Source organism: Streptomyces sp. NPDC006544 (assembly GCF_040611715.1).
Lineage (GTDB): Bacteria > Actinomycetota > Actinomycetes > Streptomycetales > Streptomycetaceae > Streptomyces.
On the sequence record NZ_JBEXOV010000098.1, the window covers coordinates 1 to 16,470 of the forward strand.

A 16,470-nucleotide genomic window follows, 5' to 3' on the forward strand; every position below is an offset into this window, starting at 1 on the left:
CGATCCGACAACCGCTCGCCCGCAGACGACTTCACCTGCCCCGCCCTCGCCACAACCCAACCAACGAGCCCGAGACACCTAAGTCACCAGCATTGCGTCTAGGCCCCGAACGCCTTGGACTTGCCCTTCACCGGCTTCGCCCCCGCGAGGAGGTGCGCCGGGACCAGGTCCCGGGCCGGCTCGCTGTAGCCCACCGACACCAGCTTGTCGCCCTGGTACGTGAACGAGGTCAGCGACGCCAGCGTGCACTGGCGGCGGCGCGGGTCGTGCCACAGCCGGCGCCGCTCCGCGAAGCTCCGTACGATCCAGATCGGCAGCTGGTGGCTGACGGCCACCGCCTCGTGGCCGCGGGCGGCGTCGCGGGCGGTCTCGATCGCGCTCATCATCCGGACGACCTGCTCGACGTACGGCTCGCCCCAGGAGGGCTTGAACGGGTTCGTCAGGTGCTTCCAGTTCTCGGGCTTGCGCAGCGCGCCGTCACCGACCCCGAAGGTCTTGCCCTCGAAGACGTTGCCCGCCTCGATGAGGCGGCCGTCGGTCGCCAGGTCCAGCCCGTGCGCCTTCGCGATCGGCGCCGCCGTCTCCTGCGCCCGCTCCAGCGGGGAGGCCACGACGTACGTCACGTCCCGGCCCTCCAGGTGCTCGGCGACCCGGTCCGCCATCCGGCGGCCGAGCTCGGAGAGGTGGTAGCCGGCGCGGCGGCCGTAGAGGACGCCCTCCGGGTTCTCCACCTCGCCGTGGCGCACCACGTGGACGACGGTGATCTCCGAGCCGCCGTCGGCGCGGCCGTCCCCGGCGTGGCCCTCGATGCGGTCTTCGGTGCGGTCCTCGGTGCTCATGCGGTGGCCTCCGCGGCGGCTCGGGCGGCGGCCGGCAGGGCGGCCGCGATGCGCTCGATCGCCTTCTCGTCGTGGGCGGTGGACACGAACCACGACTCGAACGCCGACGGCGGCAGGTAGACGCCCTGCGCCAGCATCGAGTGGAAGAAGCCGTTGAAGCGGAAGGCTTCCTGCTTCTTCGCGTCGTCGTAGGTGCGGACCTCGTCCTCGGTGAAGAAGACGGAGAACATGTTGGAGGCGGTCTGCAGCCGGTGCGCGACGCCCTCCTTGGCGAGCGCCTCGGTGACCAGCCCCTGGATCTGCGCCGAGACCGCGTCGACCTTCTCGTACGCTGCCTCGTCCAGCAGCCGCAGCTGCGCGAGGCCCGCGGCCGTCGCGATCGGGTTACCGGAGAGCGTGCCCGCCTGGTAGACCGGACCGGCCGGGGCCAGGTGGCCCATCACGTCGGCACGGCCGCCGAAGGCCGCCGCCGGGAAACCGCCGCCCATGACCTTGCCGAAGGTCATCAGGTCGGGCCGGACCCCGTCCACGCCGTACCAGCCGGCGCGGGAGGTGCGGAAGCCCGTCATGACCTCGTCGGAGATGTACAGCGCGCCGTTCGCGCGGCACAGGTCGGCGAGCCCCTGGTTGAAGCCCTCCCCCGGGGTCACGACGCCCATGTTGCCGGGCGCCGCCTCGGTGATCACGCAGGCGATCTCGCCGGGGTGCGCGGCGAACGCGGCGCGGACCGCTTCCAGGTCGTTGTAGGGGAGCACGATCGTGTCCCCGGCCTGCGCGCCGGTCACGCCCGGGGTGTCCGGCAGCGCGAACGTCGCGAGCCCGGAACCGGCGGCGGCCAGCAGCGAGTCGACGTGACCGTGGTAACAGCCGGCGAACTTCACGATCTTGGCGCGGCCGGTGAACCCGCGGGCGAGGCGGATCGCGGACATGGTCGCCTCGGTGCCCGAGGACACCAGGCGGACCTGCTCCACGGGCTCGATCCGCGCGACGATCTCCTCGGCGAGCGCGACCTCCCCCTCACCGGGGGTACCGAAGGACGTGCCGCGGACGACGGCGGCCTGGATGGCCTCCACCACGGCCGGATGGGCGTGGCCGAGGATCATCGGCCCCCACGAGCAGACCAGGTCGACGTACTCGCGCCCGTCGGCATCGGTCAGGTACGGACCGGTACCGGACACCATGAACCTGGGCGTTCCGCCCACGGCGCGGAAGGCGCGCACCGGAGAGTTCACGCCGCCAGGCGTCACGAGGGACGCGCGGTCAAAGAGAGTCTGCGAGACTTTGGCTTCATACGGGTACGGGTAGCTCACACCAGCCATGGTCTCAGAGGCCGCGACTGACTTGCGGACGGGCGTTTCACCGCGCCGCCCCGGGGGAGGTCACTGCCATGATGATCAGGCTGCGTGGCGGGGGCCGCGGGGCCGGGGCAGGCAAGACCAGTCGGGTGGAGATATGCAACGCGGTGGACCGGGCGAGGGAACCGACGGCCTGGATCCGCAGCGCGCCCGCGAGGCGCGCGAAGCCCGCCGCCGGGGCAAGCACCGTCGCCGCGCCACGGACGCGGCGGAGCCGGCGCCGGACCCCTCGCAGAACCCCGACGGCAGCCCCAGGGGCCGCGGCATGGGAGTGACGTACAAGTACTTCGGCGCCCCCGACGGCGCCACCGCCGCACGGGTGCCGCAGACGATGCGCCCGGAGGAGCTCGGCGGTGACGAGCTCGGCATGGGCGGCATGTTCACCAAGATCAAGCCGGAAACGGTCGCCGCGATGGTCCTGACCGGCATCGAGGGCATACCCCTGCACAAGGTCCCCCCGCTGGAACTGGTCGTCCTCCACCCCGACTACGCGGTCGTCAAACTCCCCATGACCGTCGTCGACCCGCTGCGCGGCATCGGCGAGGAATCGGTCGGCGCGGCCGCCTTCATCTGGTCCACGGTCCCCGACCGCGGCGGCCCCCGCGATGCCTTCAACGTCTACCAGCTGCTCCACGAATGGCAAGATTTCAGCCATCGCCTCCACGAGGCGGGCCACCAGCCGTACTGCCTGGTCTGGCCCTGACCCACGCTCTGCCCCCATCCCTCGTCCCTGCCCTGCCCACGGCAGCGGGTGCGGGTGCGGGTCCCACCGGGTCACCCGGCCACCGGGTCACCCGGCCACCGCGCCACCCGGTCAGGGCGCCGTCAGGACGATCCGGCCGCGGACGCCGTCCGCCAGGCGGGCGTGGGCCTCGGGGGCCTGCGCCAGGGGAAACGTCTCCGCCACCCGGAGCGTCAGCTCCCCCGCGTCGACCAGTGCCACCAGCCGCGCCAGGTGCTCGCCGTCCGCCGCGACCTCCTGCTCCGCCACCCGGATCCCGCGCTCCGCCGCCGGAGCGCTGCCGGGGCGCAGGCCCACGTAGACCCCGCCGTCGCGGACGGAGTCCAGAGCCGCGCGGCCCAGTACCGCCGCGTCCACCACCCCGTCCACCGGACCGGCCGGAGCCGAGCCGCGCGGGACGAAGGCGGCCGCGCCGAGCGAGCGTACGAGTTCCTCGTCGCCCGCTCCCGCCAGGCCCGTCACCACGTATCCGGCCCGCACGGCCAGCTCCACCGCGAGACCGCCGACCACCCCCGCCGCCCCGGTGACCAGTACCGAGGAACCCGGCGCCAGCCCCAGCAGGTCCACCGCCCGGGCGGCGGTCAGACCGCTCAGCGGGAGCGCGGCCGCGCTCGCCTCCGGGACGGAGGACGGAGCCGCCGCCAGCGCGGAGGCGTCGAGGACCACGTACTCCGCGTGCGTGCCCAGCGGCTCGACGGGCCCGTAGTGCAGGCCGACCACCGGGTCGGAGACCGACCAGCCCCCGGTGCCCGCGAGGCCCGCGCCGAGTTCGTCGATCTCCCCCGCCACGTCCCAGCCGAAGCCGAGCCGCTGCCCCTCACCGCCGAAGACCCCGGCCCGCACCGCGCCGTCGACCGGGTTCAGCCCGGCCGCCCGGACCCGTACGCGGACCTGCCCTGCGGCCGGCCTCGGGAGCGGCACCCGTACGACCGCGACCCGTTCGGGACCGCCGAATCCGTCCACCACGACGGCCCGCATCGTCGGGGTCTCCTGCTCCGTCTGCTCCGTCTGCTGCGCCTGCTCCGCCTGGTTGCCGCTCATGGCCGTTCTCCCGTCAGTGGTTCCCGCTCGACCCGTTCTCGATGGCCACTAACCTAGGGAGAGTCACTATGGATTCGTAAGTACGCACTTCGGAGTGCGTACCCAACTCTGAAGTGGGGCACCCATGGCCACCCTCACCGCCGCCGCCCGCCGCGAAGAGGAACGTTCCGCCTACGACGCGTTCCTCAAGGAGTGCCCCACCAGCCAGCTCCTGGCCCGGATCAGCGACAGGTGGGTGGGCCTCGTCGTCAGCGCCCTCGCCCAGGCCGACGACCGCTCGATGCGCTACAGCGACCTCGGCCGCAAGATCCCCGCCGTCAGCCAGAAGATGCTCACCCAGACCCTCCGCTCCCTCGAACGCGACGGCCTCGTCACCCGCACCGTCACCCCCACCGTCCCGGTCCGCGTCGACTACCGGCTCACCGACCTCGGCAGCAGCCTCAGCTGCCTCCTCAGCTCCGTGAAACAGTGGGCCGAGAACCACTTCGACGAGGTCAGCACCCATCGCGAGCTCCACGACCGGGCGACGGCGGAGCCCCTCGCCCCGGCCCGGTAAATCCGCCGTCGGATTCCACCCGGCAGTGGCATGCTGGGCCCGTGAACGGACCCGGTATTGAGCTCACCCTCGCCCCCGAACTGCACGTCTTCGCCGCGCCGAGCCGACGCGGCGCACGCGTGCCGACCGCGACCGACGGCGTCTCCAGCCTCGGCCACGTCGTCGAGTCGGCCGGCATCCCGCTCACCGAGGTCGGCCGGATCCTCGTCGACGGCGCCGAGACCCCCTTCTCCCATGTGCCCGGGGCCGGCGAGTCCGTCGAGGTGTTCGGCGTCGACCGCCCCCAGCACCTCCCGGGCGTCCCCGCCACCGTGCCGCTGCGCTTCCTGCTCGACGTCCACCTCGGCACCCTCGCCCGCCGCCTGCGCCTCCTGGGAGTGGACGCGGCCTACGAGAACGAGGACATCGGCGACCCCGCCCTCGCCACCCGCTCCGCCGCCGAGCAGCGCGTCCTGCTCTCCCGCGACCGCGGACTGCTGCGCCGCCGCGAGCTGTTCGCCGGGGCCTACGTGTACAGCGACCAGCCCGACGAGCAAGTGCGCGACGTCCTGGGCCGGTTCGCCCCCGCCCTCGCCCCGTGGTCCCGCTGCACCGCGTGCAACGGGACCCTGCACGCGGCCGACAAGGACAGCGTCGGCGACCGGCTGGAGGGCGGCACGCAGCGCTCGTACGAGGTCTTCGCGCAGTGCGCCGACTGCGAGCGCGTCTACTGGCGCGGCGCCCACCACGCCCGCCTGGAGCGGATCGTCGAGGAGGCCCTGGCCGAGTTCGGCGACGTCAGCACGGCCTGAGCACCGGCACGCCCCGAGTCGCCGGGGCGGGGTGAGCCGCCGGGCCCGACCTGACCTTGCTTGACCTGGCCCGACCTGGCCCGACCCGGGCCGACCCGGGCGTCGGCCCGTCCCCCCGCCCGGCCCGTCCCCCCGCCCCTCAGAACGCGTACGTGTCCCCCGTGTCCAGCGCCAGCACCACGTGCTCGTTGTTGTCGTGGTTCCGGTCCGTCGCCCCGCCGTTCCACCACGTGTCCACCCGCACCTCCACCTCCGCTGCCGGCTCCTTCAGCCGCAACGTCAGGCCGATGTGCCGCCCGCGCCCGTGCGGCGGCAGTTCCCCCGTCTCGCACACCACCTCGCGCAGCCCGGCCCGCGCGCAACCGGACGCCAGTTGCTGCCGGTCCCCGAGGTCCTGAGACAGGCGCAGCCGCAGCGTCGCGTCCGCCAGGGCCGCCGGGCCCTCGTTCTCCGGGACCAAGAGGATCCGCAGCCGGGCGCCGTCCAGGGCGACCCTCCCGTGGTAGGCCAGGTCGGCCTCGGGGCCGGACCGGACCGGAGCCCCGACGGCGCCGCCGCCGCCCGCACCACCGAGCAGTACCAGCAGCCCGGCCATCACCACACTCCGTACGGCACCTCGGCGCACCGCGACCACCTCCACGCGCGGACGTTAGCCACCCCACCCCCGTGCCGGTCGGACCATCACACGAACGAGGGCGAGTCTCCGGCCATCCGCCCGCGCAGGCTTCCGGGGCCGTGATCGGGTACGCCCCGCGCGGCCGGTGGGCGCCTGCCCGACCGGCCTATGCTGGCGGGTATCCACCCGTACGAACGCACGAGGAGCGAGCACATGAGCACGGCCACGGCCCCGGCCTCCACCCGCACCGCCGTAGTCACCGGCGCCAGCAGCGGCATCGGCGCGGCCACGGCCCGCCAGCTCGCCGCGGCCGGCTACCACGTCGTCCTCACCGCCCGCCGCAAGGACCGCATCGAGGCCCTCGCCGCCGAGATCACCGCCGCCGGCCACGACGCCACCGCCCACGCCCTCGACGTCACCGACCGGGACGCCGTCAACGCCTTCGCCGCGTCCCTGGACCGCTGCGACGTGCTCGTCAACAACGCCGGCGGCGCCATCGGAGCCGACCCCGTCGCCACCGGCGATCCCGCGGACTGGCGCACGATGTACGAGGTCAACGTCATCGGCACGCTCCACGTCACCCAGGCCCTGCTCCCGGCGCTGACCGCCTCCGGCGACGGCACGGTCGTCGTGCTCTCCTCCACCGCCGGCCACTCCACGTACGAGGGCGGCGCCGGCTACGTCGCCGCCAAGAACGGCGCCCGCGTCCTCGCCGAGACCCTCCGCCTGGAGATCGTCGGCCAGCCCGTCCGCGTCATCGAGATCGCCCCCGGCCTGGTCAAGACCGAGGAGTTCGCGAAGACCCGCTTCCGCGGCGACGCCGAACGGGCCGAGAAGGTCTACGCCGGTGTGGCCGAGCCCCTCACCGCCGACGACGTGGCCGACACCGTCACCTGGGCCGTGACCCGGCCCAGCCACGTCAACATCGACCTCCTGGTGGTCCGCCCGCGCGCCCAGGCCTCGAACACGAAGCTCCACCGCGAGCTGTAGCCCGCGAGCGTCCGGCCCGTACGGATCCCCCGCGCGGGGACCTACGGGACCAGCCCGGCACTCCTCAGGTGCGGCATCAGGGCCGCCGGCTCCAGCCCGGCGGCCCGCTCCACGACCTCGAGTCCTCGAAGACCCGTAGGGGTGAAGTCGAGCGGAATGCCGGTGGGCGCGGCTACGCTCCGGAAGCGTGAGCCGCGAGAAGGAGGAAGCTATGGCCGTGATGCAGCACGAGACCACGATCGCGGAGGCCGCCGACCGTCTCTCCCGAGAGCTTCCCGGACACCGCGTGGAAATTCTTCAGGGGAGACTCACCGTGACGCCACCCGCCGACGGGCGGCACGCCCGGACCTTGACCCGGCTCACGGTGGCCTTCCACGAGGCCGGGGCCGAAAAGGCGGGACTCGAATTCCTGCAGGGCATCGGCATCTGGCTCCCCACCGGCGAGGACGACTACGCCGTCCCGGACTTCTCGCTCGTCGAGGCGGACTTCCTGGACCACAAGGTCGCGAAGAACTGCTACGGGCACGACGTCTTCCGCATGATCCTCGAGGTCACTTCCTCGAACTGGGCGGACGACACCGGCACCAAGGTGGAGAGCTACGCCCGGGCCGGCGTCCCCGTCTACGTCATCGCCGATCGGCACCACGACGAAGTCGTGATCTACACGGACCCCCGCCGCGCCGGCTACCACGCGCGCAGGACCTTCAAGCGCGGCATGACGTTCCCCCTCCCCGACCACCTCGGGGTGAGCCTCGAGCTGTCGGTGGACATGCTGCTCGACTGACCGGTCACGCGCGGAGGAGCCCGGACCCTGCACGGTCCGGGCTCCTCCGCTCCCCCGAAAGGCCCGCGAGCCTCAGCCCTTGATGCAGATGACCTGCTTGAGCTTCGCCACGACCTCGACCAGGTCGGTCTGCTGGTCGATGACCTGCTCGATCGACTTGTAGGCGCCCGGGATCTCGTCCACGACGCCCGCGTCCTTGCGGCACTCCACGCCCTTGGTCTGCTCCGCCAGGTCCTTCGTCGAGAACCGCTTCTTCGCCGCCGTCCGGCTCATCTTGCGGCCCGCGCCGTGCGAGGCCGAGTTGAATGACTTCTCGTTGCCGAGGCCCTTCACGATGTAGGAGCCCGTGCCCATCGAGCCCGGGATGATCCCGTAGTCACCGCTGCCGGCGCGGATCGCGCCCTTCCGCGTGACCAGGAGGTCCATGCCGTCGTAACGCTCTTCCGCCACGTAGTTGTGGTGGCAGCTGATCTCCGGCGCGAAGGAGACCTTCGCCTTCCGGAACTCCTTGCGGACGACCTCCTTGGACAGGCTCATCATCACGGCACGGTTGTACTTGGCGTACTCCTGCGCCCAGAAGAGGTCGTCGCGGTAGGACCGCATCTCGGGCGTGGCCGCCAGGAACACGGCGAGGTCCCGGTCGACGAGGCCCTGGTTGTGCGACAGGCCGCGCGCCACGCCGATGTGGAAGTCGGCCAGCTCGTTGCCGATGTTCCGGGAGCCCGAGTGCAGCATGATCCAGACCGAGCCGGACTCGTCGATGCAGAGCTCCCAGAAATGGTTGCCCCCGCCCATGGTGCCCAGCTGCCTCATGGCGCGCTCGTGACGGAACTTCACGGCGTCCGAGAGGTAGTCGAAGCGCTTCCACAGGTCCGCGTGCCCCTCCACGGAGAACCCGTACAGCCGCTCCGGGTCCACCGCCTCCCGGTGCATCCCCGCCCCCACCGGAATCGCCCGCTCGATCTGCGAGCGCAGTCCCGACAGGTCCCCCGGCAGGTCGTTCGCCGTCAGGGAGGTCTTCACCGCCGACATGCCGCAGCCGATGTCCACGCCCACCGCCGCGGGGCACACGGCGTCCTTCATGGCGATGACCGAGCCGACCGTCGCGCCCTTGCCGTAGTGGACGTCCGGCATGACGGCCAGTCCCTTGATCCACGGGAGGCCGGCGGTGTTCTGCAGCTGGCGCATCGCGCTGTCGTCGACCGACGCCGGGTCGGTCCACATCCGGATCGGAACCTTCGCCCCGGGCACTTCTACATACGACATGTCGGCCTCAATACCCCGTTAACCACTGAAAAGACTGAATACGCGAAAAGCCTCGCTCGTGGTCCCAAATACGACAGGAGACCGGCGCCGGCACCAGCGTGTGCGATAGACATTGTTTCCATCCGCGCCCCAGCCGCGGCAACGCATTTTGTCGAAGGGAGCCGGTGCGACGTGCAGCGCAAGACGGTACGTGGAGTACGTGGAGTCCTGCCCGGCATCGCGGCCCTGGCCCTCCTCACGGCCGGCCTCACCGCGTGCACCGACGGGGGCGGCGTCGGGACGAAGAGCGACGCGAAGGCCGGCGACAGCGCCGGGGCGGTCGCGCAGCCCGGCAGGTACCGGATCCTGCCCATGCCCTGCAAGGCCGCCGACGCCAAGAAGGTCAGGGCGATGCTCCCGGCCGCCGACCCGCTCACCCCCGAACAGCGCGAGGCGCTCTACGCCGGCGTCGCGGACGCCTCGTACGACGCCGACCGGCGCGTCGGCTGCCGCTGGACCGCGCAGACGCCGACCGAGACCCGGCTGCTGTCGGTGGGGTTCGAGCGCGTGGTCTCGTACGACCGCGCCACCACGAGCGACGACGACAAGGCGCGGCAGGTCTTCATCCGCCAGCTGACCGACGCCCACCTGCCCTTCCCCGGCCCGGCCACCACCGCGGGCCCGGCCACCACCGCGGGCCCGGCCACGGCCACGAACCCGGCCACCAACCCCGCCCCGAGCGCCGGCGCGACTGCGAGTGCGAGTGCCGGGGCGAGCGCCGGAGCCGTCCCGTCCGGCTCGCCCTCGGGCTCCCCCTCCCCCTCCGCCCCGGTCGAGCTCGGCTCCCGCGTCCTCGAAGGGCTCGGCAACGAGGCCTTCCTCGACGACAAGCTCGGCCAGGCCGGCGCCAACGCCGTCCAGGCGCGGACGGTCCGCATTGTGTTCCGTACCTCGAACGTCATCGTCAGCGTCGAGTACAGCGTCCAGCCCGCACTCCCCGGCGCGGTCCCGCCCAGCGGCGAAACCCAGGACAGGACACGGCAGTTGGCGCAGGCCCTCGTGGAGCGTTTCGACGAATGACAGGGGCCGCCGACAGCGGCCCGCAGGGGGGCGCTCGCGTCCGGAGTGACGGCGCGCACAGCAGCCCCGCGCCGGGGCGGGCTACGGTTGCCGGGGTCCCGCGCCCGAACGCGGGCCCTCGAGCCCGCACGAAGACCCGCACGAAGACCCACAACGTCTGAAGGAATCATGCACCGATCAGCCTCGCGTCTCACCCGCGTTCTCGCCTGCGCAGCCGTCCCGGTGATCCTCACCGTCGCCGGCTGCTCGTCCGACTCGGGCAAGGACTCGGGCGCCGACAACGGCAAGAAGTCCGGCGCGTCCTCGTCCTCCTCCGCCAAGCCGAGCGCCAAGCCGTCCGCCGCGCTGGAGAAGGCCGTGTACTCCACGCTGCCCGAGCCGTGCAAGACGGTCAGCGCGCAGACCATCGAGGCGATCGTCCCGAAGGCGAAGGACGCCAACGGCACGGCGGCCAAGTCCAACGACCTGGCCAGCCGCGCCACCTGCACCTGGAACGGGCTCGACGAGGCCGGCCTCAAGGGCTCGCAGTACCGCTGGCTCTCGATCTCCCTCGTCCGCTATGACTCGCTCGCCTCGGTCGGTACGGGCAGCAAGCGCGCCGAGGACGAGTACACCAAGCAGGTCGAGAAGGCCAAGGTCACCGAGGGTGCGGAGAACCTGACGGCGGAGCCGACGGGCGGCATCGGCGACCAGGCCACCGCGCTGACCTTCACCACCAAGAAGGACGGCGACTTCTCCAACACGACGATCATCGCCCGCGCGCACAACGTCGTGATCACCCTCGACTACAACGGCGCGGCCTACGAGGGCGCCGACGCCCCGGACGCGGCGAAGCTGCTCGAGAGCGCCACCGCGGCGACGAAGGAGACGGTGGCCTCGGTCGACGCCGCCAACCAGGCGAAGCAGCCGGAGCAGGCGCCGTCGCCCGCGGCCTCCTGAGGAACCGCGGCCTCATGACGGACCGGAGCCGGCGGAGCCCAGGGCTCCCCGGGCTCCGGGGCGGGCGGACCGCTGACGTCCGGTCACCCGTACGCGCGTACGCTGTGCCCTGCCGTAGCTCGACAAGGGGAGGGGATCGCGGGTGGCCGCGATGCAGCTGACTCGTACGCACCGCATATTGATCGGTGTCGTGGTCGCCGGAGCCGTCGTCATCGCGGGGATCGGATTCGCGGGCTCGTACTCCGCCGTGCGCGCCCTCGCCTTGCAGAAGGGCTTCGGCAACTTCTCGCTGGTCTTCCCCATAGGCATCGACATGGGCATCTGTGTCCTGCTCGCGCTGGACCTGCTGCTGACGTGGATCCGGATCCCGTTCCCGCTGCTGCGCCAGACGGCGTGGCTGCTGACGGCCGCGACGATCGCGTTCAACGGCGCGGCCGCCTGGCCCGACCCCCTCGGGGTCGGCATGCACGCCGTGATCCCGATCCTGTTCGTGGTCACCGTCGAGGCCGCCCGGCACGCCGTGGGCCGGATCGCGGACATCACCGCCGACCGGCACATGGAGGGAGTCCGCATCACGCGGTGGCTGCTCTCCCCCGTCCCCACCTTCAAGCTGTGGCGCCGGATGAAGCTGTGGGAGCTGCGCTCCTACGAACAGGCCGTCGGCATGGAACAGGACCGCCTGATCTACCAGGCCCGCCTCCAGGCCCGCTACGGCCGCGCCTGGCGCCGCAAGGCACCCGTCGGCGCCCTGATGCCGCTGCGCCTGGCCCGCATCGGCGTCCCCCTCGCCCAGACCGCCCCCGAAGGCCTGGCGGCCGCCGGCATCGACCCCCTGCTCCTGTCCCCGGTGGCGGCGATCACGGGAACGCAGGCTCCGGGCGCGACGGCCTCGGTCGCGCAGGCTCCGGGTCCGCAGGCCCCGGCCCTCCCGGCCGGCGCCGACGCGGCCGCGCAGCAGGCGCAGGCGCCCGGCCCGTCGGGGACCGCCGCCCAGCAGGCCCAGCAGACGCAGCAGGCGGATCCGGCCGGCCTCGCGGCCGCTGACCCGGGCGCGCAGGAAGCCGTGTACGGGCCCCACCCCGAGGTTCCCGCCTTCGCGGTGGACCCCACCGCCATGCCCGCCGCCCACAACAGCGCCTGGTTCGCCGCGCCCCGCGCCCCGCAGGCGGCGTACGAGGGCGGTTACAACCCGCGCCTGGTGGAGGGTCTCGAGCCCACCCCGGTGATGCCCCCGTCGGGTCCGGGCCCGGAGCAGCCGGAGCAGCTCCGGCCCCAGCAGCAGGAGCTCCCCGTCCCGGCTCCCCGCCAGGAGGAGACGGCGCGTGGGGCCGGGCCGGAGGCCGAGCTCGTGGCGAACATCGACGACGAGAAGTTCGCGGAGGCGGCGTACGAGGTCTTCCGCGCCTACATCGACGAGTTCTCCGGCTTCCCGACCCCGGAGCAGGTGGACATACACCTCTCGGACCGCCACGGAGTCGTCCACCCGCGCAGCGCGTCGATGATCCGCCGCCTGATGCCGGAGCTCAAGCAGCGCTACCAGCGCGACCTGGAGAGCGAGCACATCGCGTAGCCCCGTACCGGCGCCCGTACGCGCAGGGAACGGGAAGGGCCCGCACCCCGGGGGTGGTTGATTCCCCGGGGTGCGGGCCCTTCCTCGTGTCCGTGCGCGACCTACGCGCCCAGCAGCGTGCGCACCCGGTCCGCCCCCACCGCGAGCAGCAGCGTCGGCAGGCGCGGCCCGGTCTCGCGCGTCACGAGCAGCCGGTAGAGCAGGGCGAAGAACGTGCGCTGTGCGACCTTCAGTTCCGGCGTCGGCTTGGCGTCCGGCGCGAGGCCGGCCATCACCTTCGGCACGCCGTAGACGAGGGTGGTCAGGCCGTCCAGCGACCAGTGCGCGTCGAGGCCGTCCACGAGCCGGCGCAGCGACTCGCGGCCCTCGTCGTCCAGGGACGACAGGAGTTCCGTGTCGGGCTCGTCGCGCACCAGCGTGCGCTGGTCGGCCGGGACCTGCGTGGTGATCCAGTTCTCGGCGCGGTCGAGGCGCGGGCGCACCTCGTCGAGGGAGAGCAGCGGCCGCTCCGGTTCCAGGTCGCTGAGGATGCGCAGGGTCTGCTCGTCGTGCCCGGCGGTGATGTCGGCGACGGACGCGAGCGTGCGGTAGGCCATCGGGCGCGGCGTGCGCGGCAGTTCGTGGGACGCGACGCGTACGGCCCGCGCGTGCGCCGCGGCGTCGGCGGGGAGCACCGTGCCGTCGGCGACCTTCGACTCCAGCTTGTCCCACTCGTCGTAGAGCCGCTGGATCTCCTGGTCGAAGGCGATCTTGAAGGACTGGTTGGGGCGGCGGCGGGCGTACAGCCAGCGCAGCAGCTGCGGTTCCATGATCCTCAGCGCGTCGGCCGGGGTGGGGACCCCGCCCTTGCTCGAAGACATCTTGGCCATGCCGCTGATGCCGACGAACGCGTACATCGGTCCGATCGGCTGCTCGCCGCCGAAGATGCCCACGATCTGGCCGCCGACCTGGAAGGACGAGCCGGGCGAGGAGTGGTCGACGCCCGAGGGCTCGAAGATCACGCCCTCGTAGGCCCAGCGCATCGGCCAGTCGACCTTCCAGACCAGCTTGCCGCGGTTGAACTCGCTGAGCTTGACCGTCTCGGTGAACGCGTCCTCGGTGCAGACGTAGGTCAGCTCGGTCGTCTCGTCGTCGTAGGACGTCACCTTGGTGAAGTCCTTGCCGCACTGACCGCAGTACGGCTTGTACGGGAAGTACCCGCCCTCGCCGACGCTGCCGTCGTCCTCGGCGGCCGCGCCCGAGCCCTCGGCCGCTTCCAGCTCGGCCTCGTCGACCTGCTTCTGCTGCGGCTTCTTGCCGCCCGGCTTCTGCTTGGTGCGGTACTGGTCGAGGATCGCGTCGATGTCACCGCGGTGCTTCATCGCGAACAGCACCTGCTCGCGGTAGACGCCGGAGGTGTACTGCTCGGTCTGGCTGATCGGGTCGTACGCGACGCCCAGCTCGTCCAGGGCGCCGATCAGGGCGGCCTTGAAGTGCTCGGCCCAGTTGGCGTACGAGGAACCCGCGGGGGCGGGGACGGAGGTCAGCGGCATTCCGATGTACTGGCCGTAGGTCTCCGGGTCCACGCCCGGGATGCCGGCCGGCACCTTGCGGTAGCGGTCGTAGTCGTCCCAGGAGATCAGGTGCCTGACCTCGATGCCCCGGCGGCGGATCTCGTCCGCGACCAGGTGCGGGGTCATGACCTCGCGCAGGTTGCCCAGGTGGATCGGGCCGGAGGGAGAGATTCCGGACGCGACGACGACAGGTTTGCCGGGTGCTCGGCGCTCCGCCTCGGCGATGACCTCGTCCGCGAAACGGGAGACCCAGTCGGTCTCGGTGCTGCTCTCGGCGCTCTGAGCCACGACACGTCCTTCTATCTCGAATGCTGGCTTCAGCCATTCTCCCAGACGGAACAGGCCGCTCCGGGGTTGCTCGGCGCTCCCCCATATCCCGGGAGAACGGCAGCGCCCGCGTGGGATACTCGGCACTTGTCGGAACAACCAAGTGCACCCACCGGCACCACCTCACAGGAACGGCAGCTCATGGCCTCGGTCCCTTCCCTCGCTTCTTCCGTCAACCAGCGCGTCGCCGACGCACTCGCCTCCGCCCTGCCGGACGCCGGTGCGAGCGACCCCCTGCTGCGACGAAGCGACCGGGCCGACTTCCAGGCCAACGGCATCCTGGCGCTCGCGAAGAAGGCCAAGGCCAACCCGCGCGAGCTGGCGACGACCGTGGTCGAGGGCCTCGACTCCGGTGACCTGATCAAGGAGATCGAGGTCTCCGGACCCGGCTTCCTCAACATCACGATCACCGACCGGGCGATCGTCGAGACCCTGGCCGCGCGCGCCGCCGACGACCGCCTCGGCGTCCCGCTCGCCGCGAACCCGGGCACGACGGTGATCGACTACGCCCAGCCGAACGTCGCCAAGGAGATGCACGTCGGCCACCTGCGCTCCGCCGTGATCGGCGCCGCGATGGTGGAGATCCTGGAGTTCACGGGCGAGAAGGTGGTCCGCCGCCACCACATCGGCGACTGGGGCACCCAGTTCGGCATGCTCATCCAGTACCTGCTGGAGCACCCGCACGAGCTGGACCACAAGTCGGACGAGGAGGTCTCCGGCGAGGAGGCCATGTCCAACCTGAACCGCCTGTACAAGGCCTCGCGCGCGCTCTTCGACTCCGACGAGGAGTTCAAGACGCGCGCCCGGGCCCGGGTCGTGGACCTGCAGGCGGGCGAGCCCGGAACCCTGGCGCTGTGGCAGCGGTTCGTGGACGAGTCGAAGATCTACTTCTACTCCGTCTTCAACAAGCTGGACATGGACATCCAGGACCCCGACGTCGTCGGCGAGTCCGGCTACAACGACATGCTCGTCGAGACGTGCAAGCTGCTGGAGGAGTCGGGCGTCGCCGTCCGCTCCAACGGCGCGCTCTGCGTGTTCTTCGACGACGTCAAGGGCCCGGACGGCAACCCCACCCCGCTGATCGTCCAGAAGTCCGACGGCGGCTTCGGCTACGCGGCGACCGACCTCTCGGCGATCCGCGACCGCGTGGGCGACCTGGGCGCGACCGAGCTGATCTACGTGGTGGACGCGCGGCAGTCCCTGCACTTCAAGATGGTCTTCGAGACGGCGCGCCGGGCGGGCTGGCTCGGCGACGACGTCAAGGCCGTGCAGCTGGCCTTCGGCACCGTCCTGGGCAAGGACGGCAAGCCGTTCAAGACCCGTGAGGGCGAGACGGTCCGGCTGGTGGACCTGCTGGACGAGGCCGTGGAGCGGGCGACGGCCGTGGTGCGGGAGAAGGCGGAGAAGGTCGGCCTGACCGAGCAGGAGATCGTCGAGAACGGCCGGCAGGTCGGCATCGGCGCCGTGAAGTACGCGGACCTGTCCACCTCGGCCGCGCGCGACTACAAGTTCGACCTGGACCAGATGGTCTCCCTCAACGGCGACACGTCCGTCTACCTCCAGTACGCGTACGCCCGGATCAGGTCCATCCTGCGCAAGGCGGGCGAGGCGGGCGACCGCAAGCCGGTCGCGCACCCGGAGCTGGAACTGGCCCCGGCCGAGCGGGCGCTGGGCCTGCACCTGGACCACTTCGGCGAGCTCCTGGCCGAGGCGGCCTCGGACCACGCCCCCCACAAGCTGGCGGCGTACCTCTACCAGCTGTCCTCGCTGTTCACGACGTTCTACGACCAGTGCCCGGTCATCAAGCCCGAGCCGGAGCTCGTCGTCGGCGAGAACCGCCTCTTCCTGTGCGAGCTGACGGCCCGCACCCTCTCCAAGGGCATGTCGCTCCTGGGCATCCGGACCCCCGAGAAGCTCTGATCACCGGCACCCGGTACGCGTGAGGGGCCGCGGGGGCCACCCCGGGCGGGGTGCCCCCGGCCCCGCCGGGGGGGCGGGGGGCGGCGAGCCCCGCGCGCGGGGGGGGGGGCAGCCCCCCAGCG

The 16,470-nt window shown here is 72.0% G+C and carries 15 protein-coding genes; 9 read left to right on the plus strand and 6 right to left on the minus strand.

Going from position 1 to position 16,470, the window contains the following annotated elements; all coding sequences use genetic code 11:
• Nucleotides 1-98: 98 nt before the first annotated feature.
• Nucleotides 99-839: a histidine phosphatase family protein gene (locus ABZY44_RS31100; RefSeq protein WP_356659658.1), complete on the minus strand. Its 741-nt coding sequence runs from the start codon at nucleotides 837-839 to the stop codon at nucleotides 99-101.
• Nucleotides 836-2,158: a glutamate-1-semialdehyde 2,1-aminomutase gene (gene hemL, locus ABZY44_RS31105; RefSeq protein ID WP_356659660.1), complete on the minus strand. Its 1,323-nt coding sequence runs from the start codon at nucleotides 2,156-2,158 to the stop codon at nucleotides 836-838. The genes ABZY44_RS31100 and hemL overlap by 4 nt, the downstream gene beginning before the upstream one ends.
• Nucleotides 2,159-2,459: 301 nt before the next feature.
• On the opposite strand from hemL, the gene ABZY44_RS31110 reads away from it, so the two are divergent.
• Nucleotides 2,460-2,897, plus strand: coding sequence for a hypothetical protein (locus ABZY44_RS31110; protein WP_215031868.1), 438 nt, complete (start codon nucleotides 2,460-2,462; stop codon nucleotides 2,895-2,897).
• A 111-nt stretch (nucleotides 2,898-3,008) separates the two neighbouring features.
• Here ABZY44_RS31110 and ABZY44_RS31115 read toward each other — a convergent pair whose 3' ends face one another.
• Nucleotides 3,009-3,914: an NADP-dependent oxidoreductase gene (locus ABZY44_RS31115; RefSeq protein ID WP_356659702.1), complete on the minus strand. Its 906-nt coding sequence runs from the start codon at nucleotides 3,912-3,914 to the stop codon at nucleotides 3,009-3,011.
• A gap of 187 nt (nucleotides 3,915-4,101) precedes the next feature.
• Between ABZY44_RS31115 and ABZY44_RS31120 the strand changes: the two genes are divergently transcribed.
• The gene (locus ABZY44_RS31120) at nucleotides 4,102-4,533 is read left to right on the plus strand and encodes a helix-turn-helix domain-containing protein (protein WP_356659662.1); all 432 of its coding nucleotides are present in this window, start codon (nucleotides 4,102-4,104) and stop codon (nucleotides 4,531-4,533) included.
• 41 nt (nucleotides 4,534-4,574) lie between these two features.
• Nucleotides 4,575-5,324: a Mut7-C RNAse domain-containing protein gene (locus tag ABZY44_RS31125; RefSeq protein WP_356659664.1), complete on the plus strand. Its 750-nt coding sequence runs from the start codon at nucleotides 4,575-4,577 to the stop codon at nucleotides 5,322-5,324.
• A gap of 139 nt (nucleotides 5,325-5,463) precedes the next feature.
• Here the strand turns inward: ABZY44_RS31125 and ABZY44_RS31130 are convergent, their stop codons facing one another.
• Entirely contained in the window at nucleotides 5,464-5,964 is a 501-nt protein-coding gene (locus ABZY44_RS31130; RefSeq protein WP_356659666.1) for a hypothetical protein, read from the minus strand.
• A 189-nt stretch (nucleotides 5,965-6,153) separates the two neighbouring features.
• Between ABZY44_RS31130 and ABZY44_RS31135 the strand changes: the two genes are divergently transcribed.
• Together ABZY44_RS31135 and ABZY44_RS31140 are read left to right on the plus strand one after the other, a co-directional pair.
• Entirely contained in the window at nucleotides 6,154-6,930 is a 777-nt protein-coding gene (locus tag ABZY44_RS31135) for an SDR family oxidoreductase (RefSeq protein WP_356659668.1), read from the plus strand.
• A 211-nt stretch (nucleotides 6,931-7,141) separates the two neighbouring features.
• Complete coding sequence (locus tag ABZY44_RS31140) at nucleotides 7,142-7,714, plus strand: Uma2 family endonuclease (protein ID WP_356659670.1); 573 nt, start codon at nucleotides 7,142-7,144, stop codon at nucleotides 7,712-7,714.
• A gap of 72 nt (nucleotides 7,715-7,786) precedes the next feature.
• Here the strand turns inward: ABZY44_RS31140 and ABZY44_RS31145 are convergent, their stop codons facing one another.
• Nucleotides 7,787-8,980 carry an RtcB family protein gene (locus tag ABZY44_RS31145; RefSeq protein WP_356659672.1) on the minus strand — a complete coding sequence of 398 codons (1,194 nt, stop codon included), beginning with the start codon at nucleotides 8,978-8,980 and terminating at the stop codon, nucleotides 7,787-7,789.
• Between the two features lie 171 nt (nucleotides 8,981-9,151).
• Between ABZY44_RS31145 and ABZY44_RS31150 the strand changes: the two genes are divergently transcribed.
• From ABZY44_RS31150 to ABZY44_RS31160, 3 genes are all read left to right on the plus strand, one after another.
• Nucleotides 9,152-10,039, plus strand: a complete 888-nt coding sequence (locus ABZY44_RS31150; RefSeq protein WP_356659674.1) for a DUF3558 domain-containing protein — start codon at nucleotides 9,152-9,154, stop codon at nucleotides 10,037-10,039.
• 168 nt (nucleotides 10,040-10,207) lie between these two features.
• Nucleotides 10,208-10,978 carry a DUF3558 domain-containing protein gene (locus tag ABZY44_RS31155; RefSeq protein WP_356659676.1) on the plus strand — a complete coding sequence of 257 codons (771 nt, stop codon included), beginning with the start codon at nucleotides 10,208-10,210 and terminating at the stop codon, nucleotides 10,976-10,978.
• Nucleotides 10,979-11,129: 151 nt separating this feature from the next.
• Nucleotides 11,130-12,548, plus strand: a complete 1,419-nt coding sequence (locus tag ABZY44_RS31160; RefSeq protein ID WP_356659678.1) for a DUF2637 domain-containing protein — start codon at nucleotides 11,130-11,132, stop codon at nucleotides 12,546-12,548.
• 101 nt (nucleotides 12,549-12,649) lie between these two features.
• Here the strand turns inward: ABZY44_RS31160 and lysS are convergent, their stop codons facing one another.
• Entirely contained in the window at nucleotides 12,650-14,389 is a 1,740-nt protein-coding gene (gene lysS / locus ABZY44_RS31165) for a lysine--tRNA ligase (RefSeq protein WP_356659680.1), read from the minus strand.
• A 180-nt stretch (nucleotides 14,390-14,569) separates the two neighbouring features.
• Between lysS and argS the strand changes: the two genes are divergently transcribed.
• A complete protein-coding gene (gene argS, locus ABZY44_RS31170) occupies nucleotides 14,570-16,348 on the plus strand; it encodes an arginine--tRNA ligase (RefSeq protein WP_356659682.1) in 1,779 nt (592 codons plus the stop codon).
• The last annotated feature ends 122 nt before the right edge of the window (nucleotides 16,349-16,470 follow it).

Coding starts and splice junctions, on each gene's coding strand:
- ABZY44_RS31155 (WP_356659676.1), top strand. CDS start 10,208: ATGCACCGATCAGCCTCGCGTCTCACCCGCGTTCTCGCCTGCGCAGCC.
- ABZY44_RS31110 (WP_215031868.1), top strand. CDS start 2,460: ATGGGAGTGACGTACAAGTACTTCGGCGCCCCCGACGGCGCCACCGCC.
- ABZY44_RS31135 (WP_356659668.1), top strand. CDS start 6,154: ATGAGCACGGCCACGGCCCCGGCCTCCACCCGCACCGCCGTAGTCACC.
- ABZY44_RS31140 (WP_356659670.1), top strand. CDS start 7,142: ATGGCCGTGATGCAGCACGAGACCACGATCGCGGAGGCCGCCGACCGT.
- ABZY44_RS31120 (WP_356659662.1), top strand. CDS start 4,102: ATGGCCACCCTCACCGCCGCCGCCCGCCGCGAAGAGGAACGTTCCGCC.
- hemL (WP_356659660.1), bottom strand. CDS start 2,158: ATGGCTGGTGTGAGCTACCCGTACCCGTATGAAGCCAAAGTCTCGCAG.
- ABZY44_RS31115 (WP_356659702.1), bottom strand. CDS start 3,914: ATGCGGGCCGTCGTGGTGGACGGATTCGGCGGTCCCGAACGGGTCGCG.
- ABZY44_RS31100 (WP_356659658.1), bottom strand. CDS start 839: ATGAGCACCGAGGACCGCACCGAAGACCGCATCGAGGGCCACGCCGGG.
- ABZY44_RS31145 (WP_356659672.1), bottom strand. CDS start 8,980: ATGTCGTATGTAGAAGTGCCCGGGGCGAAGGTTCCGATCCGGATGTGG.
- argS (WP_356659682.1), top strand. CDS start 14,570: ATGGCCTCGGTCCCTTCCCTCGCTTCTTCCGTCAACCAGCGCGTCGCC.
- ABZY44_RS31160 (WP_356659678.1), top strand. CDS start 11,130: ATGCAGCTGACTCGTACGCACCGCATATTGATCGGTGTCGTGGTCGCC.